The organism is Burkholderia thailandensis E264, assembly GCF_000012365.1.
Classification (GTDB): domain Bacteria; phylum Pseudomonadota; class Gammaproteobacteria; order Burkholderiales; family Burkholderiaceae; genus Burkholderia; species Burkholderia thailandensis.
This window is the reverse complement of sequence record NC_007651.1, coordinates 2091975-2115746: the sequence shown is the minus strand read 5'-3', so window position 1 is coordinate 2115746 and position 23772 is coordinate 2091975. Positions and strand designations below refer to the sequence as shown.

The 23772-nt window shown below is 65.9% G+C and carries 15 protein-coding genes and 1 tRNA gene; 9 read left to right on the top strand and 7 right to left on the bottom strand.

Going from position 1 to position 23772, the window contains the following annotated elements:
* Positions 1 to 77 precede the first annotated feature (77 nt).
* Positions 78 to 1202 carry a D-alanyl-D-alanine endopeptidase gene (gene pbpG / locus BTH_RS21755; protein ID WP_019255205.1) on the bottom strand — a complete coding sequence of 375 codons (1125 nt, stop codon included), beginning with the start codon at positions 1200 to 1202 and terminating at the stop codon, positions 78 to 80.
* Positions 1203 to 1873: 671 nt separating this feature from the next.
* Between pbpG and BTH_RS21750 the strand changes: the two genes are divergently transcribed.
* A complete protein-coding gene (locus tag BTH_RS21750; protein WP_011402190.1) occupies positions 1874 to 2449 on the top strand; it encodes a phasin family protein in 576 nt (191 codons plus the stop codon).
* 220 nt (positions 2450 to 2669) lie between these two features.
* Here BTH_RS21750 and lpdA read toward each other — a convergent pair whose 3' ends face one another.
* The 4 genes from lpdA to BTH_RS31775 all read right to left on the bottom strand — a co-directional run bounded on the left by lpdA (position 2670) and on the right by BTH_RS31775 (position 9566).
* Positions 2670 to 4439, bottom strand: a complete 1770-nt coding sequence (gene lpdA / locus BTH_RS21745; protein WP_009890156.1) for a dihydrolipoyl dehydrogenase — start codon at positions 4437 to 4439, stop codon at positions 2670 to 2672.
* Positions 4440 to 4722: 283 nt separating this feature from the next.
* The gene (aceF, locus tag BTH_RS21740) at positions 4723 to 6369 is read right to left on the bottom strand and encodes a dihydrolipoyllysine-residue acetyltransferase (RefSeq protein WP_009890155.1); all 1647 of its coding nucleotides are present in this window, start codon (positions 6367 to 6369) and stop codon (positions 4723 to 4725) included.
* A gap of 147 nt (positions 6370 to 6516) precedes the next feature.
* Positions 6517 to 9213 carry a pyruvate dehydrogenase (acetyl-transferring), homodimeric type gene (gene aceE, locus BTH_RS21735; RefSeq protein WP_011402189.1) on the bottom strand — a complete coding sequence of 899 codons (2697 nt, stop codon included), beginning with the start codon at positions 9211 to 9213 and terminating at the stop codon, positions 6517 to 6519.
* Positions 9214 to 9344: 131 nt separating this feature from the next.
* On the bottom strand, positions 9345 to 9566 hold the full coding sequence (locus BTH_RS31775) for a hypothetical protein (RefSeq protein ID WP_009909011.1): 222 nt from the start codon (positions 9564 to 9566) through the stop codon (positions 9345 to 9347).
* Between BTH_RS31775 and fixL the strand changes: the two genes are divergently transcribed.
* The 4 genes from fixL (at position 9486) to BTH_RS21715 (ending at position 16544) form a co-directional block, all read left to right on the top strand.
* Complete coding sequence (gene fixL, locus BTH_RS21730) at positions 9486 to 11996, top strand: oxygen sensor histidine kinase FixL (RefSeq protein WP_009890153.1); 2511 nt, start codon at positions 9486 to 9488, stop codon at positions 11994 to 11996. The two genes, BTH_RS31775 and fixL, sit on opposite strands and share 81 nt — an antisense overlap.
* A complete protein-coding gene (fixJ, locus tag BTH_RS21725; RefSeq protein WP_009890152.1) occupies positions 11993 to 12631 on the top strand; it encodes an oxygen response regulator transcription factor FixJ in 639 nt (212 codons plus the stop codon). Before fixL ends, fixJ begins: the two co-directional genes overlap by 4 nt.
* A 315-nt stretch (positions 12632 to 12946) precedes the next feature.
* The gene (folD, locus tag BTH_RS21720; protein WP_009890151.1) at positions 12947 to 13804 is read left to right on the top strand and encodes a bifunctional methylenetetrahydrofolate dehydrogenase/methenyltetrahydrofolate cyclohydrolase FolD; all 858 of its coding nucleotides are present in this window, start codon (positions 12947 to 12949) and stop codon (positions 13802 to 13804) included.
* A 637-nt stretch (positions 13805 to 14441) separates the two neighbouring features.
* On the top strand, positions 14442 to 16544 hold the full coding sequence (locus BTH_RS21715; protein WP_009890150.1) for a M3 family metallopeptidase: 2103 nt from the start codon (positions 14442 to 14444) through the stop codon (positions 16542 to 16544).
* 209 nt (positions 16545 to 16753) lie between these two features.
* Here BTH_RS21715 and dinB read toward each other — a convergent pair whose 3' ends face one another.
* Positions 16754 to 17932 carry a DNA polymerase IV gene (gene dinB / locus BTH_RS21710; RefSeq protein WP_011402187.1) on the bottom strand — a complete coding sequence of 393 codons (1179 nt, stop codon included), beginning with the start codon at positions 17930 to 17932 and terminating at the stop codon, positions 16754 to 16756.
* Positions 17933 to 18454: 522 nt separating this feature from the next.
* Between dinB and BTH_RS21705 the strand changes: the two genes are divergently transcribed.
* Entirely contained in the window at positions 18455 to 20365 is a 1911-nt protein-coding gene (locus tag BTH_RS21705) for an acyltransferase family protein (protein WP_011402186.1), read from the top strand.
* A 59-nt stretch (positions 20366 to 20424) separates the two neighbouring features.
* Complete coding sequence (locus BTH_RS33870; RefSeq protein WP_127446393.1) at positions 20425 to 20652, top strand: hypothetical protein; 228 nt, start codon at positions 20425 to 20427, stop codon at positions 20650 to 20652.
* A 43-nt stretch (positions 20653 to 20695) separates the two neighbouring features.
* Here BTH_RS33870 and BTH_RS21700 read toward each other — a convergent pair.
* A tRNA-Met gene (locus BTH_RS21700) sits at positions 20696 to 20772 on the bottom strand.
* 203 nt (positions 20773 to 20975) lie between these two features.
* Between BTH_RS21700 and BTH_RS21695 the strand changes: the two genes are divergently transcribed.
* Both BTH_RS21695 and BTH_RS21690 read left to right on the top strand, forming a co-directional pair.
* Positions 20976 to 22256, top strand: a complete 1281-nt coding sequence (locus BTH_RS21695) for an MFS transporter (protein WP_009904646.1) — start codon at positions 20976 to 20978, stop codon at positions 22254 to 22256.
* Between the two features lie 41 nt (positions 22257 to 22297).
* Positions 22298 to 23683, top strand: a complete 1386-nt coding sequence (locus BTH_RS21690; protein WP_009909008.1) for a NarK family nitrate/nitrite MFS transporter — start codon at positions 22298 to 22300, stop codon at positions 23681 to 23683.
* The last annotated feature ends 89 nt before the right edge of the window (positions 23684 to 23772 follow it).

The window sequence follows — 23772 nt, the reverse complement described above, 5'->3', positions numbered from 1 at the left end:
ACGAAAAAAGCCCCGCATTCGCGGGGCTTTTTGCTGAGTGGCGCCACGCTTGGCGCCACGATCGAGCGGCCGTGCGATCAGGTTCCGCCCGTCGACGTGTTCGCCGCCGTCAGGCGCTCGCCGCCGCCGTTGTCGAGCCAGTTGCGAACGCGCGACGCATCGGCGAAGCGTGAATACTTCCCGAAAGAATCGAGCAGCACCATCACGATCGGACGGCCATGAATCGTCGTCTGCATCACGAGACACTCGCCCGCTTCGTTGATGAAGCCCGTCTTCTGCAGGCCGATGTCCCACGACGGGTTGCGCACGAGCGCGTTCGTGCTGTTGTACGCGAGCATCCGCTTGCCGGTGTTGACCTCGTAGCTGCGATCGGTCGAGAACTTGCGGATGAGCGGGTACTGGTACGCCGCGTTCACCATCTTCACGAGATCGCGCGCGCTCGACACGTTCTGGCTCGACAGGCCCGTCGAATTCTCGAAGTGCGTGTCGTTCATGCCGAGCGACTTCGCCTTCGCGTTCATCGCCGCGATGAACGCCGGGCGGCCGCCCGGGTAGTAGCGCGACAGCGCGGCCGCGGCGCGGTTCTCCGAGGCCATCAGCGCGATGTGCAGCATGTCCTCGCGCGACAGCACCGAGCCGACCGACAAGCGAGAACCCGTACCCTTCTCGTAATCGCGGTCTTCGTCGGTCACGTCGATTTGCTCGGTGAGCGGCGCCTTCGAATCGAGGACGACCATCGCGGTCATCAGCTTCGTGATCGACGCGATCGGCACCACCGCGCGCGAATTCTTGTCGAAGAGCGGCTCGGCGGTGTTCTGGTCGACGACGTACGCGACGCTCGAGCGCAGCGCGAGCGAATCGGGCGTCTCATGCAGGCCGAACGCCTGGCCGACCGACGGCGGACGCGGCTGGAACGCGACGCGGCGCACGCCGCTGCGGTGATGCCGGCCATTCGACACGTAGGTCACGCGCTTGCGCGCGCCTTTCGCGCGCGGCTCGGCGCTCGACGACGCGGCGCGCAGCGATTTCTTCGCCGGGCTCTTCTTGCCTTTCGCGCTATGCGCGGTCTTGGCGGTGGCGGCGAACGCGTCCGCGGGCGCGACGGCGGCCGTCGCCACCATCAGCGAGACCGCGACCGAGACGGCGGTGCCGAGCGCCACGCTCTGCATCATCCTGAGCGGTGCAAACAATTGGGCTTTCATTGGGGTCCGAGCAAAACGACGGGAGGTTTCCGCAAGTGTAGTAAAAGGTGAAAAAATAAGCAATATTAGGCACTTACCGATCTTCGTTAAACCGGAATGTAAGAATCGGCCATACCAGGTCAATCGGCCCCGCCTTTGTCATCGAAAAATACGATGAAGAAAACGAGACGCCCGAAGCGCGCGACACATGAATCACCCATCGGTTGATCAGAATATCGGCGTCGCAACGGACAAGCTGAAGCTGGGAGAAACCACGAATACGGCGGCAAGGCGAGCCGAACGACCCGCCGACGGGCTCGGCGGCGAACCTTCACACAGGGTGCTCGCTTGCCGAAGCGCCGAAAACGGCGAGCCATTCGACACGCCAGAATGTTAAACGTTCCGCCGCCCCAATCGGTTTACCGCGTCTCGATGGTGCGCCTGCGTCAGCGGGACACGCGGCCGAGCCGGCCTGGGGGCGCACTGAAACCGATACCAACGAGATAGCGCAAGCTATTGTTTTGCTTAAGAATTGTTAGGTTTGTGCAATGCACCAAAAGCACTTGACAATCAATCCTGACGCCCTAAAATAGGAACCATTGTTGCGTCGCACAAAGCAGTTTCAGGTATCTGTTCTCCAAAGTTGTGCCCTTTTCCTTCACGATCATCGATCGAACCTCAGGAGCATGAACATGTCCTTGCTGACCCCCGAGCAAATCGCCGCCGCCCAGAAAGCCAACATCGAAAGCCTCTTCGGCCTCACGACGAAGGCGTTCGAAGGCGTCGAAAAGCTGATCGAACTGAATCTGCAAGTGGTGAAGTCGACGCTCGCTGAAAGCCAGGAAAACGTTCAGCGCGCGCTGTCGGTGAAGGACGCGCAGGAACTGCTCGCGCTGCAGGCAAGCCTCACGCAGCCGATCGCCGAAAAGGTGCTCGCGTACGGTCGCCACGTGTACGAAATCGCATCGGCCACGCAAGCCGAATTCGCGAAGGTCGCCGAGGCGCAATACGAGGAACAGAACCGCAAGGTGCAGGCGCTCGTCGACAACGTCGCGAAGAACGCGCCGGCCGGCTCGGAAACCGCCGTCGCCGCGCTGAAGTCGGCGATCAACGCCGCGAACACGACGTACGAAACGGTGCAGAAGGCTGCGAAGCAAGCGGTCGAAATCGCCGAAACGAACTTCAACGCCGCCGCCGCCGTCGCCACGAAGGCGGCGAACACCGCGGCCGCCGCGTCGCGTCGCAGCGGCACCGGCAAGACCGCGTAAGCAACGGCGTCATCGCCTGCTCGTTTTGGGGAAAGCCGCGCATTCGCGCGGCTTTTTTCATGGCCGCTCGCCCGCGAACGCCTGCTTCGTCCGCTGCGGCCAAACAAAACGGCGCCTCCCTTTTTGAACCGATCTCGCGAAGCCGGATGCCGGGTTTCGGAGTGCGGTTCGTTTCGGGAGGCGCCGTTTTCGCGCCGTCGCAGCCTGCCGGCCGCGATGACTACTTCTTACGTTGCGGCGGCAGGTCCGTGCAGACGCCTTCGTACAGCTCGGCGGCCATGCCGACCGATTCGCCGAGCGTCGGGTGCGGATGGATCGTCTTGCCGATGTCTTGCGCGTCCGCGCCCATCTCGACCGCGAGGCACACTTCGCTGATGAGGTCGCCCGCGTTCAGACCGACGATGCCGCCGCCGATCACGCGATGCGTTTGCTCGTCGAAGATCAGCTTCGTGAAGCCCTCGTCGCGACCGTTCGCGATCGCGCGACCCGATGCCGCCCACGGGAACACCGCCTTGCCGTACTTGATGCCTTCGGCCTTGCACTGGTCTTCCGTCTTGCCCGCCCATGCGACTTCCGGATCGGTATAGGCCACCGACGGAATCTGCAACGCGTCGAAATAGGCCTTCTCGCCGTGCGCCGCCTCGGCCGCGACGTGGCCTTCGTGCACCGCCTTGTGCGCGAGCATCGGCTGGCCGACGATGTCGCCGATCGCGAAGATGTGCGGGACGTTCGTGCGCATCTGCTTGTCGACGTCGATGAAGCCGCGCTCCGTGACGGCGACGCCGGCCTTCTCGGCGCCGATCTTCTTGCCGTTCGGGCTGCGGCCCACCGCGACGAGCACGAGATCGTAGCGCTGCGCTTCCGCCGGCGCCTTCTCGCCCTCGAACTTCACGTAGATGCCGTCTTCCTTCGCTTGCGCGCCGACCGTCTTCGTCTTCAGCATCACGTTGCCGAAGCGCTTCGCGTTGTACTTTTCCCAGACCTTCACGAGGTCGCGGTCCGCGCCCATCATCAGGCCGTCCATCATTTCGACGACGTCGATCTCCGCGCCGAGCGTCGAATACACCGTCGCCATTTCGAGGCCGATGATGCCGCCGCCGATCACGAGCATCCGCTTGGGCAACTGGCGCAGTTCGAGCGCGCCCGTCGAATCGACGACGCGCGGGTCTTCCGGCATGAACGGCAGCTTCACGGCCTGCGAACCCGCGGCGATGATCGCCTGCTTGAACTTGACGACCTTCTTGCCGCCTTCGCCCTGCACTTCCATGTGGTACGGATCGACGAACGCGCCGACGCCCGTGACGACTTCGACCTTGCGCGCCTTCGCCATGCCGGCGAGGCCCGTCGTCAGCTTCTTGACGACGCCGCCCTTGAAGTCGCGCAGCTTGTCGAGGTCGACTTGCGGCTTGCCGAACGAGATGCCGTGCGACGCGAGCGCCTCGGCTTCCTCGACGACGAGCGCCGTGTGCAGCAGCGCCTTCGACGGGATGCAGCCGACGTTCAGACACACGCCGCCGAGCGTCGAATAGCGTTCGACAAGCACCGTCTTCATGCCGAGATCGGCTGCGCGGAACGCGGCCGAGTAGCCGCCGGGGCCGGCGCCGAGCACGAGCATGTCGCACTCGATGTCCGCCGCGCCGGCGTAGCTGCCGGCCTGCGGCGCGCTCGCCGGTGCGGCGGCGGGCGCGGCGGCCGGAGCCGGCACGGCGGGCTTGGCCGGTTCGGCCGCTTTCGCGGGCGCGGCCGCGCCTGCCGATGCTTCGACGAGCGCGATGACCGTGCCCTGCGAGACCTTGTCGCCGGCCTTGACCTTGATTTCCTTCACCGTGCCGGCGACGTCGCTCGGCACTTCCATGGATGCCTTGTCCGATTCGAGCGTGAGGAGCGTTTGCTCCTTTTCGATCACGTCGCCCGGCTTCACGTTGACTTCGATGACATCGACGCCGCTGAAATCGCCAATATCCGGAACCTTGACTTCGATGAGACTCATGACTGTCCCCTTCTTGATTAGCTGCAGACAGAGGGGGAGCAACCCGCAAAAGAACCCGTTGCGACTACGGCCGGACAAGAGAACGCGAACCTGGGCTGGACCACCTTTGCCGTCCGCCCAAGGACGCGCCTTTCTTTTGGTTACTTTTCTTTGGAAGACAAAGAAAAGTGACCGCCGCCCCGCGCAGGGGCGACGCTAATAGACCGTTGGCAAAACAGGTTCAACGACGGGGCATGGCGAACCGACAAACAACCCACGCCCCCGCGAGCCACTCCCACGCTCATCAAAGAATGATGCGGCGGAAATCCCCGAGCAACGCCCCGAGATACGCATTGAACCGCGCGGCTTCCGCGCCGTCGATCACGCGATGGTCATACGACAGCGACAGCGGCAGCGTGAGGCGCGGCACGAACTGCTTGCCGTCCCACACCGGCTTCATCTGGCCGCGCGACAACCCGAGGATCGCCACTTCCGGCGCGTTGATGATCGGCGTGAAGTGCGTGCCGCCGATCCCGCCGAGCGACGAGATCGAGAAGCAGCCGCCCTGCATCTGGTCCGGCTTCAGCTTGCCTTCGCGCGCGGCCTTCGACAACTCGGCCATTTCCTTCGCGATCTCGACGAGCCCCTTCTTGTCCGCATCGCGGATCACCGGCACGACGAGGCCGTTCGGCGTGTCGGCCGCGAAACCAATGTGGTAGTACTGCTTGAAGACGAGGTTGTCGCCGTCGAGGCTCGCGTTGAAGGTCGGGAATTTCTTGAGCGCCGCCACCACCGCCTTGATCACGAACGCGAGCATCGTGAACTTCACGCCCGCCTTCTCGTGCTCTTTGTTCAGTTGCACGCGCAGCGCCTCGAGATCGGTGATGTCCGCTTCGTCGTTGTTCGTGACGTGCGGGATCATCACCCAGTTGCGATGCAGGTTCGCGCCCGAGATCTTCTTGATCCGCGACAGCGGCTTCGCCTCGAACGGGCCGAACTTCGAGAAATCGACCTTCGGCCACGGCAGCAGATTCAGCTCGCCGCCGCCTGCCGGCGCCGCCGCGGCGGGCGCCGCCCTCTGCCCCGTCATCACGCCCTTCACGAACGCGGTGACGTCGTCCTTCGTGATGCGGTTCTTCGGCCCCGTGCCCGCGACGCGCGACACGTCGACACCGAGTTCGCGCGCGAACTTGCGCACCGACGGCGACGCGTGGCTCGGGCGGTACTCGCCGCTCGCGGCGGGCGCAGGCGCGGCTGCGGGCGCCGCCTGCGGCGCGGGTGCAGCCTGAGGCGCGGGTGCCGGTGCAGCCGCGGGAGCGGGCGCGGCCTGAGCGGGCGCGGCGGCCTGCGGCGCGCTCGCGGCGGCGGCGCCCGACGCCTCGAGCACGACGATCAGCGAGCCTTCCGACACCGCGTCGCCCACCTTCACCTTGATGTCCTTGACGACGCCCGCGGCCGGGCTCGGCACGTCCATCGTCGCCTTGTCGGACTCGAGCGTGACGAGCGACTGCTCCTTCTCGACCGTGTCGCCGATCTTCACGGCGATCTCGATGACGGGCACGTCCTTGTAGTCGCCGATGTCCGGCACCCTCACGTCGACCGTGCCGCCGCCCGCCGCCACAGGCGCAGGCGCGGCGGCAACGGGCGCGGCCGCCGGCTGAGCGGCGCTCGCCGCGGCGCCGTTCGCCTGCGCGGGCCTGCCCGCCGCCTGCGCGCCGTCGAGCAGCACGATCAGCGAACCTTGCGACACCGCGTCGCCGACCTTCACCTTCACTTCCTTCACCGTGCCCGCCGACGGGCTCGGCACGTCCATCGTCGCCTTGTCGGACTCGAGCGTGACGAGCGACTGCTCGGGCTCGACCGCATCGCCCGGCTTCACGAGCACCTCGATGACGGGCACGTCCTTGTAATCGCCGATATCCGGCACCTTGACTTCGATCGCTTGACTCATCTGTTTCAGTCTCCTGTCGATCGGAGCTGCCGCCGCAGCGGCCCGCTCCGATCCCATGCAAGGCGCAAGCCGCGCCGTCCGTCCCGCCTTCGTTCGCCGAAATCGTCGAAAGCGGGAGCGGGCGCGCGACGTCACGCGGCGCGTGCGTTAAACCGTCATCGGGTTGGGTTTGGCCGGGTCGAGGTCGTACTTCGCGATGGCGTCCGCCACGACCTTGCGGTCGATCGCACCCTCGTCGGCAAGCGCGTTGAGCGCCGCGACCGTGACCCAGTAACGATCCACCTCGAAGAAGTGGCGCAGCGCCTTGCGCGTGTCCGAGCGGCCGAAGCCGTCGGTGCCGAGCACGACGTAGCGGCGATCGATCTGGCCGCGAATCTGGTCGGCGAGCGCGCGCACGTAGTCGGTCGACGCGATCACCGGGCCTTGCGTGTCCTTCAGGCATTTCTGCACGTGCGACAGGCGGCGCGGCTCGGCCGGATGCAGCAGGTTCCAGCGCTCGACCTCGTGGCCCTCGCGCGCAAGCTCGGTGAAGCTCGGCACGCTCCAGAGATCGGCCGCGACGCCCCAGTCGTTCTTCAAAAGCTCGGCGGCGGCGATCACTTCGTTGAAGATCGTGCCCGCGCCGAGCAGTTGAACGCGCGGCGCCTTCTTGTCGGCGTCGGCCTTCTTGAACGAGTACATGCCCTTGATGATGTCGGCCGCCACGTGCTCGCCCTGCGGGATCGCCGGGTGCTCGTAGTTCTCGTTCATCACCGTCACGTAGTAGTAGACGTCCTCCTGCTCCTGCACCATGCGGCGCAGGCCGTCCTGCATGATGACGGCGAGCTCGTAGCCGAACGTCGGATCGTAGCTCACGCAGTTCGGCACCGATGCCGCCCACATCAGCGAGTGGCCGTCCTCGTGCTGCAGGCCTTCGCCGTTGAGCGTCGTGCGGCCCGCCGTGCCGCCGAGCAGGAAGCCGCGCGAGCGCATGTCGCCCGCCGCCCATGCGAGGTCGCCGATCCGCTGGAAGCCGAACATCGAATAGAAGATGTAGAACGGCACCATGATCTCGCCGTGCGTCGAGTACGACGTCGCCGCCGCGATCCAGTCGCACATGCCGCCCGCTTCGTTGATGCCTTCCTGCAGGATCTGGCCGGTTTCCGATTCCTTGTAGAACATCAGCTGGTCGGAATCCTCCGGCACGTATTTCTGGCCTTCCTGGTTCCAGATGCCGATCTGGCGGAACAGGCCCTCCATGCCGAACGTGCGCGACTCGTCCGGCACGATCGGCACGACGCGCTTGCCGAGCGTCTTGTCCTTCAGCAGGATGTTCAGGATTCGCACGAACGCCATCGTCGTCGAGATCTCGCGGCCTTCGCCCGTGCCCTTCAAGAGCGGCTCGAACGCCTCGAGCGGCGGCACCGGCAGCGACTCGGCCTTCTGGCGGCGCTGCGGCAGGTAGCCGCCGAGGTCCATGCGCTGCTTGCGCATGTATTCGAGCTCCTTCGAGCCTTCCTCGAACTTCACGTACGGCACGTCGGCGATCTGCTCGTCGGTGATCGGCAGGCGGAACTGGTCGCGGAACTTCTTCAGTTGCTCGACGGGCAGCTTCTTCTGCTGGTGCGTGATATTCATCGCCTGGCCCGACTCGCCCATCCCGTAGCCCTTGATGGTCTTCGCGAGGATCACGGTCGGCGCGCCCTTCGAGTTGCTCGCCGCGTGGAACGCCGCGTAGATCTTGTGCGGATCGTGGCCGCCGCGGTTCAGGTTCCAGATGTCGTCGTCGGACCAGTCGGCCACGAGCGCCTTCAGCTCGGGCGTGTTGAAGAAATGCTCGCGCACGTACGCGCCCGACTCCGACTTGTACGTCTGGTACTCGCCGTCGACGACCTCCATCATCCGGCGCATCAGCGCGCCCGTCTTGTCGCGCGCGAAGAGCGCATCCCAGCGGCTGCCCCAGATCACCTTGATCACGTTCCAGCCCGCGCCGCGGAATTCCGATTCCAGCTCCTGGATGATCTTGCCGTTGCCGCGCACCGGGCCGTCCAGGCGCTGCAGGTTGCAGTTGATCACGAACACGAGATTGTCGAGCTTCTCGCGGCTCGCCATGCCGATCGCGCCGAGCGATTCCGGCTCGTCCGTCTCGCCGTCGCCGAGGAACGCCCAGACCTTGCGGCCGGCGGTCTTCGCGATGCCGCGCGATTCCAGGTACTTCATGAAGCGCGCCTGGTAGATCGCCATGATCGGGCCGAGGCCCATCGACACGGTCGGGAACTGCCAGAAGTCCGGCATCAGCCACGGGTGCGGATACGACGAGATGCCGTTGCCGCCGACTTCCTGGCGGAAGTTGTCGAGCTGCTCTTCCGACAGGCGGCCAAGCAGGAACGCGCGCGAGTACACGCCCGGCGACGAGTGGCCCTGCACGAACACGAGATCGCCGCCGTGCTCGGCGGACGGCGCGTGCCAGAAGTGGTTGTAGCCGACGTCATACAAGGTCGCGGCCGACGCGAACGACGCGATGTGGCCGCCGACGTTCGTGTCCTTGCCCGCGCGCAGCACCATCGCGATCGCGTTCCAGCGCGTGTACGAGCGGATCCGGTGCTCGATGTCCTGGTCGCCCGGAATCTTCGCCTGGGCTTCGACGGGAATCGTGTTGATGTACGGGGTGTTCGCGGAGAACGGCAGGTGCTCGCCGTGCATCCGCGCGAATTCAATCTGCTTCTCGATCAGGTAGTGCGCGCGGCCGGGGCCGACCGAGGAAATCACGCCGTCAAGCGCTTCGAGCCATTCGACGGTTTCCTGCGCGTCGTCGTCGCGTTCGGCTGCGACGTACTTCATCACTTCATTCGGTACAGCGGACATTCTCGTCTCCTGGGTGTCCTGGAATTGAAGATGGCCTTCGCGCGACGACGCATGCCGCCGGCTGCAACAAGCTCCCGCGGATTGTAAAGAGCGTCACACGCAACGCGCAACAAAATTTTCGAATTATGAGATCATTTCTCGCGATATGAAATATTGCTGCGCCGCACCCATCCGACCGGCAGTTGCGGCGCAACGTGCATCGATAATTCCGCTTTCGGTTCAATCTTTCTTGTACGCCTTTTGTGCACGACGCGCTGAGCTACAATCCTGCCATGTTGACCGATCGGCTTTTCGCTCGCTCGGCGCGACCGTCGGGCTCGCCGGCGGAGTCGCAGCCGTCCCGCTGGCACCACGGACCGTGGTGGTCCAACTCTTACCTGCTCACCCCCCTGCTGTCGATCCTCGTCTTCCTCGTCGTGATGAGCCTCATTCTGTGGAGCCTCAATCGCCGCGAGGAGCAGCAGCAGGAAGACACGCTGTTTCGCAACGTCGCGTGGGCGCAGCAGCAGATCCGCCTGTCGATGACGAGCGCGCAAGAGCAGCTCCAGGCGTTCTCGCGCGACATCGCCGCGGGCCGCATCGACGAGCATGCGTTCCAGACGACGGTGGGCGACGTGATGCAGGCGCATCCCGAGATCCTCTATCTGAACTGGTACACGTCGCCCGGCACGAAACGCTGGCCGACGATGCAATTGCCGGTACTCGGCCAGCGGCTCGCGAAGCCGGGCGACGCGCAGATGGACGAAGTCGTGCGCGGCGCGTATGCCCAGGCGCGCAGCACGCGCCGTCAGTCGTACTCGCCGCTCGTCTACGACGACTTCGGCAACGGCTACCTGACGCTGCAAACGCCCGTGATCCGCGATCGCGAGTACCTCGGCTCGATCGCCGCGGTGTTCTCGGTCGAAGGAATCCTGAAGCACGACATCCCGCCCGAGCTGTCGGCGAAATACAAGATCTCGATCACCGACGCGAACAACCGCGAGCTCGCGTCGACGTCGTCGCGCCCGCGGCTGCCGCGCGACGCGCACTACGACCTGCCGCTCGATCCGCCCGGCCAGGGCCTCACGGTGCGCGTGTACGCGTACCCGCAGACGACGAACCTGACCAACAACACGCTCGTGTGGCTCGTCGCCGGCCTGTCGTGCTTCGTGCTGTGGAGCCTCTGGAGCCTGTGGAAGCACACGCGGCAACGCTTCGAGGCGCAGCAGGCGCTGTACGCGGAGGCGTTCTTCCGCCGCGCGATGGAGAATTCGGTGCTGATCGGCATGCGCGTGCTCGACATGCACGGGCGGATCACGCACGTGAATCCGGCGTTCTGCCGGATGACCGGCTGGGACGAAAGCGACCTCGTCGGCAAGACCGCGCCGTTCCCGTACTGGCCGCGCGATGCGTACCCGGAAATGCAGCGCCAGCTCGACATGACGCTGCGCGGCAAGGCGCCGAGCTCCGGCTTCGAGCTGCGCGTGCGCCGCAAGGACGGCTCGCTCTTTCATGCGCGCCTGTACGTATCGCCGCTCATCGACAGCGCCGGCCGGCAGACGGGCTGGATGTCGTCGATGACCGACATCACCGAGCCGAAGCGCGCGCGCGAAGAGCTCGCGGCCGCGCACGAGCGCTTCACGACGGTGCTCGAAAGCCTCGACGCCGCGGTGTCGGTGCTCGCCGCGGACGAAGCCGAGCTGCTCTTCGCGAACCGCTATTACCGGCATCTGTTCGGCATCCGTCCGGACGGCCATCTCGAGCTGTCGGGCGGCGGCTTCGACACCGCGCAGGCGTCGTCGGACTCGATCGACATGGTCGACGCTTACGCCGGCCTGCCCGCCGCCGCGCTCACCGAGAGCACGGCGGACGCGCAGGAGGTGTACGTCGAGAGCATCCAGAAGTGGTTCGAGGTGCGCCGCCAGTACATCCAGTGGGTTGACGGCCACCTCGCGCAGATGCAGATCGCGACCGACATCACGACGCGCAAGAAGGCGCAGGAGCTCGCGCACCAGCAGGAGGAGAAGCTGCAGTTCACGAGCCGGCTGATGACGATGGGCGAGATGGCGTCGTCGATCGCGCACGAGCTGAACCAGCCGCTCGCCGCGATCAACAACTACTGCTCGGGTACGCTCGCGCTCGTGAAGAGCGGCCGCGCGTCGCCGGAGACGCTCGCGCCCGCGCTCGAGAAGACCGCGCAGCAGGCGCTGCGCGCCGGGATGATCGTCAAGCGGATTCGCGAGTTCGTCAAGCGCAGCGAGCCGAAGCGGCAGCCGTCGCGGGTCGCCGACATCGTCGCCGACGCGGTCGGCCTCGCCGAGATCGAGGCGAGAAAGCGCCGGATTCGGATCGTCACCGAAATCCGCGCAAGAATGCCTATTATTTATGTCGACCCCGTGTTGATCGAGCAGGTGCTCGTGAACCTGATGAAGAACGCGGCCGAGGCGATGCAGGAGGCGCGGCCGCAGGCGGAGAACGGCGTGATCCGCGTCGTCGCCGACCTCGAATCGGGCTTCGTCGACATCCGCGTGATCGACCAGGGTCCGGGCGTCGACGAGGCGACGGCCGAACGCCTGTTCGAACCGTTCTACAGCACCAAGTCGGACGGGATGGGCATGGGGCTCAATATCTGCCGCTCGATCATCGAATCGCATCGCGGGCGTCTGTGGGTGGTCAACAACGTCGAGCCGGACGGCTTCGTATCGGGCGCGACGTTCCACTGCAGCCTGCCCATTGGGGAACCGGAGGATCTCGGTCACGGATCCGAGACATCGCCATCACAAACCGTAACGGGAGAGATATGAATAGCCCTGTCACCACCTCTCAGGAAACCGTCTTTGTCGTCGACGACGACGAGGCCGTGCGCGACTCGCTGCGCTGGCTGCTGGAGGCAAACGGCTATCGCGTGCAGTGCTTCTCGAGCGCCGAGCAGTTCCTCGAGGCGTATCAGCCCGCGCAGCAGGCGGGACAGATCGCGTGCCTGATCCTCGACGTGCGGATGTCCGGGATGAGCGGCCTCGAGTTGCAGGAGCGTCTGATCGCCGAGAACGCGGCGCTCCCGATCATCTTCGTGACGGGCCACGGCGACGTGCCGATGGCCGTGTCGACGATGAAGAAGGGCGCGATGGACTTCATCGAGAAACCGTTCGACGAGGCCGAGCTGCGCAAGCTCGTCGAGCGCATGCTCGACAAGGCGCGCAGCGAGAGCAAGAGCGTCCAGGAGCAGCGTGCGGCGAGCGAGCGCCTGTCGAAGCTGACGGCGCGCGAGCAGCAGGTGCTCGAGCGGATCATTGCGGGCCGTCTGAACAAGCAGATCGCCGACGATCTCGGGATCAGCATCAAGACGGTCGAGGCGCACCGCGCGAACATCATGGAAAAGCTCAACGTCAACACGGTGGCCGACCTGCTGCGGCTCGCGCTGTCGAAGAAGCAGGCGTAACGCGCGGCGCCCGGCCCTCCTCCTCCGCCCGGCGCGCGCCGGGCGAGCGCCGGTTTTGCAGCGCGGCATCGCGCGCGATGCTGCCGGTTCCCGTCCCGCTTGCATGCCCGCTCGCGCCCTCGTTCGCCGGCGCACGCCACCCCGCTTTTTTCCCGCTTTTTTCCGTTTTTCCCCCGTTTGGCATGCCGCGCATGGCGCGAATCGACTCGATCGGTGTCGGCTGACGACAGGCGGGCGGTATAATTCGATGCTTCGCTGCAGCGCAACCCAGCGCCGCACGCCCGCATATCCAACCTGCCCAAGCGAATTCCCACCATGACAGCCACTCTGATCGACGGCAACGCCCTTTCGAAGACCCTGCGCGCGCAAGCGGCCAAGCGCGCCGCCGCGCTCGCCGCGCGCGGTCACCGGCCGGGCCTCGCGGTGATCCTCGTCGGCGACAACCCGGCGAGCGAAGTCTACGTGCGCAACAAGATCAAGGCGTGCGAGGACAACGGCTTCTTCTCGCTGAAGGACCGCTATCCGGCGACGCTCTCCGAGCCCGAGCTGCTCGCGCGCATCGGCGAACTGAACCGCGATCCGAAGATCCACGGGATTCTCGTGCAGTTGCCGCTGCCCGCGCACATCGACAGCCACAAGGTGATCGAGGCGATCGCGCCGGAGAAGGACGTCGACGGCTTTCACGTCGCCAACGCGGGCGCGCTGCTGACGGGCAAGCCGCTCTTCCGCCCGTGCACGCCGTACGGCGTGATGAAGATGTTCGAAGCGTACAAGATCCCGCTGCAGGGCGCGAACGCGGTCGTGATCGGCCGCTCGAACATCGTCGGCAAGCCGATGGCGCTGCTGCTGCTCGAAGCGGGCGCGACCGTCACGATCTGCCATAGCAAGACGCGCGACCTCGCCGCGCATACGCGCGAGGCCGACATCGTCGTCGCGGCGGTCGGCAAGCGCAACGTGCTGACCGCCGACATGGTGAAGCCGGGCGCGACCGTGATCGACGTCGGGATGAACCGCAACGACGAAGGCAAGCTGTGCGGCGATGTCGACTTCGCGGGCGTCTCGCAGGTCGCGGGCCACATCACGCCCGTGCCGGGCGGCGTCGGCCCGATGACGATCACGATGCTGCTCGTCAATACGATCGAAGCCGCCGAGCGCGCCGCGGCCGCGGCCTGACCGGCGGATTCGCCAACGCTCGCGGCGGCGGCGAGCCGGCCGGCTTCGGCGACAATAGCCGCGGCCGGCAAGCCCGCCGCGCGTGCCGTCGATCTTGCATTGCCGCCCCCGAGGCTTCGGCGGGAAGCGTTTCCGCGCAATGCGGGCCGCCCGGCAGCGGTCAGTCGGCCGGGCCGTTCGACGCCCGCGCCGATGCCGACGTTTGCGCTCGCACGCTTGTTGCCGCAATCGCCATCGCCGCCGCCTTTCGCAGCGGCCGCTCGCCAGCGCCTGCCGGCTCGCGGCCGCACACGCTTCTCGCCACGCCGCACGGCGAACCGGACGCGCTGCGCCCCCGAGAAACGCAATCCGGCGAATCGCTCGCCGCCAGTCGCGCGCCTGCCGCTTCGCGCCCATCCGGCCGGCTGGGCATGCCGGTGTCGGCATCGCCGCCGCCCGTCGCTGGAACGCGCCCCGGCCGACGCCGTCCGCGCGTGAGCGAGGCCGCCCATCGCCGCCTTCCGTTCCCGCCCCAATCGCTTCGTTAGAAACTAACGATTGGAAAGCGCGCGATGCGCCCCAATAATGTCGACATGACGCGACGGCCGGCGCCGTGCGCCGCCGTCTTTCGCCCAACCCGAAACCGCCAGGGAGCTCTATGTCCGTCAGCGCAAACGCCAATCCGCTTCTCGATTTCTCAGGTCTGCCTCGCTTCGGCGAAATTCGCCCCGAGCACGTGACGCCCGCGCTCGACACGCTGCTCGCGAGCGCAAACGAAGCCGTCGAGCAAGCCGCGCGGCCCGACACGCCCGCGACCTGGGCCGATGTCGTCGAGACCATCGAGCATGCGACCGAGCCGCTCGGCCGCGCATGGGGCGTCGTCGGCCACCTGAACGCGGTCGCCGACACGCCCGAGCTGCGCGCCGTCTACGGCGAGAACCTGCCGCGCGTGACCGAGTTCTGGTCGAGCGTCGGCCAGAATCTCGCGCTCTACGAGAAATACAAGGCGATCGCCGCGAGCGCGGAATACGCGACGCTGTCCGCCGAGCGCAAGAAGATCCTCGACAACGCGCTGCGCGACTTCCGCCTGTCGGGCGCGGAGCTGCCCGAGGACCGGAAGCCGCGCTTCGCCGAGCTGCAGGAGCAGCAGGCGGCGCTGTCGAAATCGTTCTCCGATCACGTGCTCGACGCGACGAACGGCTACGCGTACTACGCGCAGAGCGACGACGAACTGGCCGGCCTGCCCGACGATGCGATCGCGGCCGCCCGCGAGGCCGCGCAGAAGGAAGACAAGACCGGCTGGAAGTTCACGCTGCACTTCCCGTCGTATTTCCCGGTGCTGCAATACGCGCAGAACCGCGCGATGCGCGAGGCGATGTACCGCGCCTACGTGACGCGCGCGTCCGAGCTCGGCCCGCAGTACGGCAACGGCAAGGCAGACTGGGACAACACGACGATCGTCGCCGATCAACTCGCGCTGCGCCGCGAAGAGGCGACGATGCTCGGCTATCACGACTTCGCCGAGGTGTCGCTCGCGCCGAAGATGGCGGAATCGCCGCAGCAGGTAATCGCGTTCCTCGAGGATCTCGCGAAGCGCGCGCGCCCGTTCGCCGAGAAGGACTGGGACGAGCTGCGCGCGTTCGCGTCGAGCGAGCTCGGCCTCGCCGCGCTCGAGCCGTGGGACGTCGCGTATGCGGCCGAGAAGCTGCGCGAGCGGCGCTACGCGTTCTCCGAGAACGAGGTGAAGCAGTACTTCCCCGAACCCGCGGTGCTCAAGGGCCTGTTCACGGTCGCCGAGACGCTGTTCGGCGTGCGCATCGCGCGCGACGAAGCGCCCGTCTGGCACGAGGACGTGCGCTTCTTCCGCGTCGAGAATCGCGACGGCTCGCTCGTCGCGCAGTTCTATCTCGACCTGTACGCGCGCGAAGGCAAGCGCGGCGGCGCGTGGATGGACGACGCGCGCTCGCGCGCGAAGCGCGGCGACGGCAGCGTGCAGACGCCCGTCGCATACCTGACCTGCAACTTCTCCGCGCCGATCGGCGGCAAACCCGCGTGCTTCACGCACGACGAAGTGATCACGCTGTTCCACGAGTTCGGCCACGGGCTGCATCACATGCTCACGCGTGTCGACGAGATCGGCGTGTCGGGCATCAACGGCGTCGAATGGGACGCGGTCGAGCTGCCGTCGCAGTTCATGGAGAACTTCTGCTGGGAATGGGACGTGCTCTCGTCGATGTCGTCGCACGTCGATACCGCGCAGCCGCTGCCGCGCGCGCTGTTCGACAAGATGCTCGCCGCGAAGAACTTCCAGAGCGGCCTCGGCACGCTGCGCCAGATCGTGTTCTCGATGTTCGACATGCTGCTGCACGTCGACTTCGATCCCGCGTCGGACAAGACAAGCGTCAACGACTTCGCGCGCGAGATCAACGAGCGCTTCCACGTGATTCCGCAAGCGCCGTTCTCGCGCTGGCCGAACACGTTCAGCCACATCTTCGCGGGCGGCTATGCGGCCGGCTACTACAGCTACAAGTGGGCCGAAGTGCTGTCCGCCGACGCATACGCGGCGTTCGAGGAAGCGGCCGGCTCGGCGGGCAGCGTGCTCGACGCGACGACGGGCGCGCGCTATCGGCGCGAGATCCTCGAAGTCGGCGGCAGCCGCCCGGCGATGGACTCGTTCAAGGCGTTCCGGGGCCGCGAGCCGAACATCGACGCATTGCTGCGTCACAGCGGGATGGCCGACGCCGAGCAGGCGCGCGCGTAATGCGGCCGGCTTCGCGCGCGTAGATCGGGCGATCGCCCCGGCAATCGGCTCGGGGCGCGACAGGCCGCGTGCGCGCGCCGCGCCCCGTCACATCGGCAGATCGGCAGATCCGCGAAAGGCGACGAATGGCAACCCGTACCGACGGGTTGCCGTTTTTTTATCGCGCCGCACCGAGGCGCCAGGCAGGCACCGAGCCCTCGCGCGTTCGATCACGCGTCGGACGACGCATCGCCTTCGCCGCCATCGTCACCGTCGCCGTTCATGACCTCGTCGTCGAAGAGCGCGATCTGTCCGTGCCGCTCGGCCGTGTCCTCGTCGATCCGCACGCCGACGCCCAACAGCCGCACCGCCTGCTTGCGGCGCGCGAGCCCTTTCGCGAGCAGCGAGACCGCGGTTTCGGCATCGGTCGCGTCGGCGACGCACTCGACCGTCGTGCGCTGAAAATCCGCGAAACGGATCTTCACGTAGAGCTTCCTGATCGAGCGCGCGGCCCCGGCCCGCTCGATCCGCGCATCGAGCAGCGCCGTCAGTCGACGGATCTCCGCCGCGCATTGGTCGAGCGTGGCGAGATCCTGCACATAGGTCGTCTCGACGCTCACCGACTTGCGCTCCTGGTCCGCGCGCACCGGCCGCTCGTCGATGCCGCGCGCAAGCTCGTAGAGCCGCCGGCCGAACGCGCCGAACTCGTGATGCAGATCGAACAGCGACCAGCCGCGCAGCTCGCTGCAGGTGCGAATGCCGAGCTTGTCGAGCCGCGCCGCCGTCACCTTGCCGACGCCGTGCAGCTTGCGCACGGGCAGCGCGGCGACGAACGCGTCGACTTCGTGCGGCCGCACGACGAACAGGCCATCGGGCTTGTTCCAGTCGGACGCGATCTTCGCGATGAACTTGTTCGGCGCGACGCCCGCCGACACCGTGACGCCCACCGTGTCGCGCACGCGCTCGCGGATCTCGCGCGCGATCAGCGTGCCGCTGCCGTGACAGCGCGTCGCGCGGCTCACGTCGAGATACGCCTCGTCGAGCGACAGCGGCTCGACGTCGGGCGTGTAGTCGCGATAGATCGCCATGATGAGCCGCGACGCCGCGCGATACTTGTCCATCGCGGAGGGCAGGATCAGGAGGTCCGGACACTTGCGCATCGCGAGCGCCGACGACATCGCCGAATGCACGCCGAAGCGCCGCGCCTCGTAGTTGCAGGTCGCGATCACGCCGCGCTGATCGGGGCGGCCGCCGACCGCGAGCGGGCGGCCGCGCAGCGACGGATCGTCGCGCATCTCGACCGACGCGTAGAAGCAATCGCAGTCGCAATGGATAATCTTGCGCGCGAACGGGGCCGCGTCGCCCAAAGGCGGCGAATACGGGTCGGGGGAAGGCGTCGGCTTGTTCACGGTGCCGATACTGTACAAAAACACAGTGAGCGTTTCAACTGCGCGGCGCGGCTTCGCGTGGCGCGACTCCCGAGGAGCCCGGGCTGCGTCGGCGGGGCGAATTCGATGGGGCGGCCGGCTCGCTCTCGAAGGCGACGACGGCACGCGCAGCCTGCGTGGCACGCAGGCTCGTGCGGCGTCCCGCAAGCGTGATGCAGGCTGCCCCGCAACGAGCGGTGCGCCTGCCGCGGCTCCGCTCGACGATCCTGAAGCCGCGACGTTCCCCGCCCGGCCGGCCGGCGCACCGCCGAGCGCTTGTCCGCCACGTTGCACGCATCGGGAATTCCAGGCCCGGGCGGGCTGCGCAAGCAGGATGCGCGCGATGCCGAGAATCCGCTCGGTCTGCGTTCGAAAATCGGCCTCGGAAAGAAGCGCCGTTCGACACGCCTATTCGGACGACTTCACCGACGGATCACTGGCGGCCAATAGTAAGGCGTCTGCCAATATTGGTATCCTTACGCCCTTAACTATTACATTAACCACATGCTGCAAAGAACTCGAATAACGATAAACTGCGCATCCGCTACCGCTACTTATCGGGCCGATATCGACGGACTCAGGGCGATCGCCGTGGCATCCGTCCTGGTTTTTCATGCGTTCCCGAACGTCTTGCCGGGGGGATTCGTCGGGGTTGATGTGTTTTTCGTCATTTCCGGATATCTGATCACGCAACTGATGATCGATGGTCTTGAAAATGGTGAATTCCGATTTTTCAGATTCTATATTCGGCGGGTCGCACGCCTGTTTCCCGCCCTTCTGATCACGCTCGCAGCCTGCTATGGATTTGGATGGTTCAATCTTCTGGACTATGAATTCAAAGCGCTGGGCAAACATATCGCTTCCGGGGCACTGTCGATCGCGAACTGGGTATATTGGAAAGAATCCGGATACTTCGATGTCGATTCAATTCAAAAGCCGCTCTTGCACCTGTGGTCGCTCGGCGTGGAGGAACAATTTTATTTGTTCTGGCCCATGGTGCTTTGGCTCCTCTTTCGATTCCGGAAGAACGCGCTGCTTGCCATCGTCGGAATTGGAATTGCATCGTTTGTCGCGAACGTCATCCTGACTGAACACCGGCAAGCATCGGCATTCTTCCTGCCGATGCCGCGCGCATGGGAATTGATGCTCGGAGCCGCCGTTGCCTTCATGCACTCGAAGAACATTTGCTTTGCGCGGGAATATGCAGATTGCAAGGCCGCGTTTGGCATGCTGCTGATCGCTGCCGCATGCGTGATGCTGAATGAAAAATCGTCGTTTCCTGGATGGTGGGCACTGCTCCCCACATTCGGCGCGGCGATCACGATAGACGCGCGCCACTCACGAATCAACGGCCGCTTGCTGTCTCATCCGTGGTTCGTCGGAATCGGGCTGATCAGCTATCCGCTATATCTCTATCACTGGCCGCTCCTGTCGTCTCTCCAAGTCGTCTCGATCGACACGCCTGCGTGGCAATTGCGCGCGGCGGCCCTGCTCTGTTGCTTTCCGCTCGCGTGGGGAACGTATCGATTCATCGAACGCCCGTTGCGCAGGAACAGCCGTCCGGCGCTGACAGCCACGCTGCTCGCCGTCTCGATGGCTGGCGTCGGTTACATCGGATTCAACACATACGATCGGGACGGCCTGAATTTCAGGATGTCCCGTCTCGTCACGCAGTTCACCGATGACGTGCATTTCGATCTCGATCGGGAGTGGCGGCGGCATACCTGTTACATCGCGGACGAGGAAACGGCGTTTGCGCCCGAGTGCGCCGATAGCGGCGGGACCGGGCCGTTGATGATGCTTTGGGGCGACTCGCACTCGGCCGCGGTCTATCCGGCGCTGCGCGATTCGCATCGCGCATTCGGCATGCGGCTCGCACAATACAGCGTGGCGAGTTGCCCGCCGGTGTTGCTACGCGGGCCGTGTGACTCGGTTGAGGCAGGCATCTTGTCGGTCGTGCGCGCGATCAAGCCGGATGTGATCGTGCTGACGGCAAACTGGACGAAGGACAGTCTGGATTCGCTGCGTCAAACGGTCGATGCGATCCGGGAAAGTGGCGTCAATCGCATTGTGCTGCTTGGCCCGGTTCCGAAATGGACTGCCATGCTGCCCAAGGTCTATTGGGCATATTGGCGCAAGCATCGGGAAAAACTGCCCGAGTACACGGCTTTCGGGCTCGATACGTCAGTCGCCGAATTGGACCGCTACGCTCGTGGTACGGCGTCGTCTCTCGGCATCGAATACGCGTCGGCTTACCAAGCGCTGTGCAACGACAAGGGATGCCGAACCCGGTACGGCTCGGGAAAAGGCAAGCCGATCATGTACGATGACCACCACCTCACGCCGGCGGGGGCAACCGCGCTGATGGACAAGTTGGCGCCGTCGCTTTTTGCACGCGAACCGGCCAGGCGCTAACGAAGCGCGCTTGCCGCGGATTTCGCCGCCTTCGGGCGGCGTTCCCGCAACCGGAGGCGATGACGGACGCCTCGCCGCCCATGCTCGACCGGTCGGGCGTCGCGCCCATGCGGGACCGACGCGGCGCCCGCCAACGATGCGTGGGGCGCGGTACGCGCAACGACATCGTGAGACGAAGCCGGCGCGACATCGATGCCGTGAACGCGCCGATCGACAGAAGCGCGATGTGCGATGAAAACGCAACGCGAAAAACAAAAACCCGGCTCGAAAGCCGGGTTTTTGTTTAGGCGATTCGCGCATCGGTCACTTGCGCGTGGACCTCGCCGAATTTGGTTGCGGGGGTAGGATTTGAACCTACGACCTTCGGGTTATGAGCCCGACGAGCTGCCAGACTGCTCCACCCCGCGTCAGAGAAACAAAAGTATATGGGTTTTAAGCGGGTACGTCAAATCTTATTTCAAACAATCGTCACACACACCGCCGCGCCCTCGCCGATCGAACTAGGCCGGTCGACCCAGCGACACGAACGCGCCCGTTCCTCCGGCGAATAGGCAAGCGCATCGCCCGTCCCTACTCTTGAGACGCTCCTCCTCGTCTCGAGAGAATCGTCATGGCTGCAACCTTCGCTCCCCCCGCATCGCTCGACAAGCGCGCGATGCCCGTGCTCGCGTCGAGCACGATCGCGTTCACACTGTGCTTCGCCGTCTGGATGATGTTCGCGATCCTCGGCATTCCGCTCAAGAAAACGCTCGGCCTGAACGACACCGAATTCGGCCTCATCGCCGCCATGCCCGTGCTCACCGGCTCGCTGATCCGCGTGCCGCTCGGCATCTGGACCGACCGCTACGGCGGACGCATCGTGTTCTTCATCCTGATGCTCGTCACCGTCGCGCCGATCTGGCTGATCTCATATGCCACCGCGCTCTGGCAATTCCTCGTGCTCGGCCTGTTCGTCGGGCTCGCGGGCGGCTCGTTTTCGGTCGGCACGCCCTACGTCGCGCGCTGGTTCCCGAAAGCGCGCCAGGGCCTCGCGATGGGCGTGTTCGGCGCCGGCAACTCGGGCGCGGCCGTCAACAAGTTCGTCGCGCCCGCGCTGATCGCCGCGGCGGGCACGTGGACCATCGTGCCGCGCGTCTACGCGATCGCGATGCTCGCGATGGCGCTCCTCTTCTGGCTGTTCTCCGCCACCGATCCCGCGCACCGCTCGACGAACGCGACGTCGCTGCGCGCGCAGTTGCGCGTGCTGAAGGACCCGCGCGTGTGGCGCTACTCGCAGTACTACTCGGTCGTGTTCGGCGGCTACGTCGGGCTGTCGCTGTGGCTCACGCAGTACTACGTCGGCGAATACGGCTTCGGCATCCAGTCGGCCGCGTTCCTCGCCGCGTGCTTCTCGCTGCCGGGCGGCGTGCTGCGCGCGATCGGCGGCTGGCTCTCCGACCGCTACGGCGCGTATCGCACGACGTGGTGGGTGATGTGGGTCTGCTGGGTGATGTTCTTCCTGCTCAGCTATCCGCCGACCGATTTCACGATCCGTGCCGCGCACGGCCCGCTCGGCTTCCATCTGTCGCTCACGCCCGTCGCGTTCACCGTGCTGCTGTTCGCGGTCGGCATCGCGATGGCAGTCGGCAAGGCATCGGTCTTCAAGTTCATCGCCGACGAGTTCCCGGACGACATCGGCGCGGTGTCGGGCGTCGTCGGCCTCGCGGGCGGCCTGGCCGGCTTCGCGCTGCCGATCCTGTTCGGCGCGCTCGTCGACCTGACGGGCGTGCGCTCGACCTGCTTCATGCTGCTCTACGGCGCCGTCAGCGTGAGCCTCGTCTGGATGTACTTCAGCTTCCGCGCCGAGCGCGCGGCGCACGACCAGCGCGTGCTCGCCGCCCGCTCCGCGTGAGCGTCGTCTTCGCCATCTTCGTTCACTCAACGGATTCGATCATGTCCACCTCTCTACTCGTGCGCTGGGACCCCGAAAACCCGGCATTCTGGCAAGCCAAGGGGCGCCCCGTCGCGTGGCGCAATCTCGCGATCTCGATTCCCGCGCTGATGCTCGCGTTCGTCGTCTGGTCGCTCTGGAGCGTCGTCGTCGTCAACCTCGATCGCGCGGGCTTTCACTTCAGCAAGAACCAGCTGTTCTGGCTCACCGCGCTGCCCGCGCTATCCGGCGCGACGCTGCGCATCTTCTATTCGTTCCTCGTGCCGATCTTCGGCGGCCGCCGCTTCACCGCGATCTCGACCGCGACGCTGCTGATCCCCGCGCTCGGCATGGGCTTCGCGCTGCGCGATCCCGGCACGGGCTATCCGACGCTCCTCATCCTCGCGCTGCTCTGCGGGTTCGGCGGCGCGAACTTCAGCTCGTCGATGGCGAACATCAGCTTCTTCTTCCCGAAGGCGAAGAAGGGTCTCGCGACCGGCCTGAACGCGGGCATCGGCAACCTCGGCGTGTCGGTCGTGCAGTTCGTCACGCCGCTCGTGATCTCGGCAGGCCTGTTCGGCGCGCTCGCGGGCGATCCGCAGACCGCCGTCGCGCACGGCACGACGACGAGCCTGTGGCTGCAGAACGCGGGCTTCGTGTGGGTGCCGTTCATTGTCGTCGCGACGCTCGCCGCGTGGTTCGGGATGAACGACATCGCCGACGCGAAGGCATCGTTCGCCGAGCAGGCGGTGATCTTCCGCCGGCTGCACAACTGGCTGATGTGCTGGCTGTATGTCGGCACCTTCGGCTCGTTCATCGGCTTTTCCGCGGGCTTCGCGCTCCTCACGAAGGCGCTCTTCCCGAACGTGAACCCGACCGCGTACGCGTTCATCGGCCCGCTCGCGGGCGCGTTGATGCGCCCCGTCGGCGGCTGGGTGTCCGACCGGATCGGCGGCGCGCGCGTCACGTTCTGGACCTTCGCCGCGATGATCGCGGCAGTCGGCGGCGTGATCGCGACGCTGCCGTCGGGCGGCGACGCGGGCAGCTTCGCAGGCTTCCTCGCGATGTTCATCGTGTTGTTCGCGCTGACGGGCATCGGCAACGGTTCGACGTTCCGGATGATTCCCGTGATCTTCCTGACCGAGCGGCAGCGCGCCGCGCACGGCCAGGGCGAAGCCGCGCAGAAGCAGGCGGTGCTCGACGCCGGCAAGGAATCGGCCGCCGTGCTCGGCTTCTCGGGCGCGATCGGCGCGTACGGCGGCTTCTTCATCCCGAAGAGCTTCGGCACGTCGCTCGACATGACGGGCTCGGCCGTGCCGGCGCTCACCTGCTTCATCGTGTTCTACGTGTCGTGCGTCGCGATCACCTGGTGGTTCTACGCGCGCCGCAACGCGTCGATGCCCTGCTGACGGCAGGCCGAACACCGCGCGGGCCGGATGCGCCGCGCCGCGACACGCGGCCGCACCCGGCCCGCATTCCGCGAGGGCGCGCCGCGCCC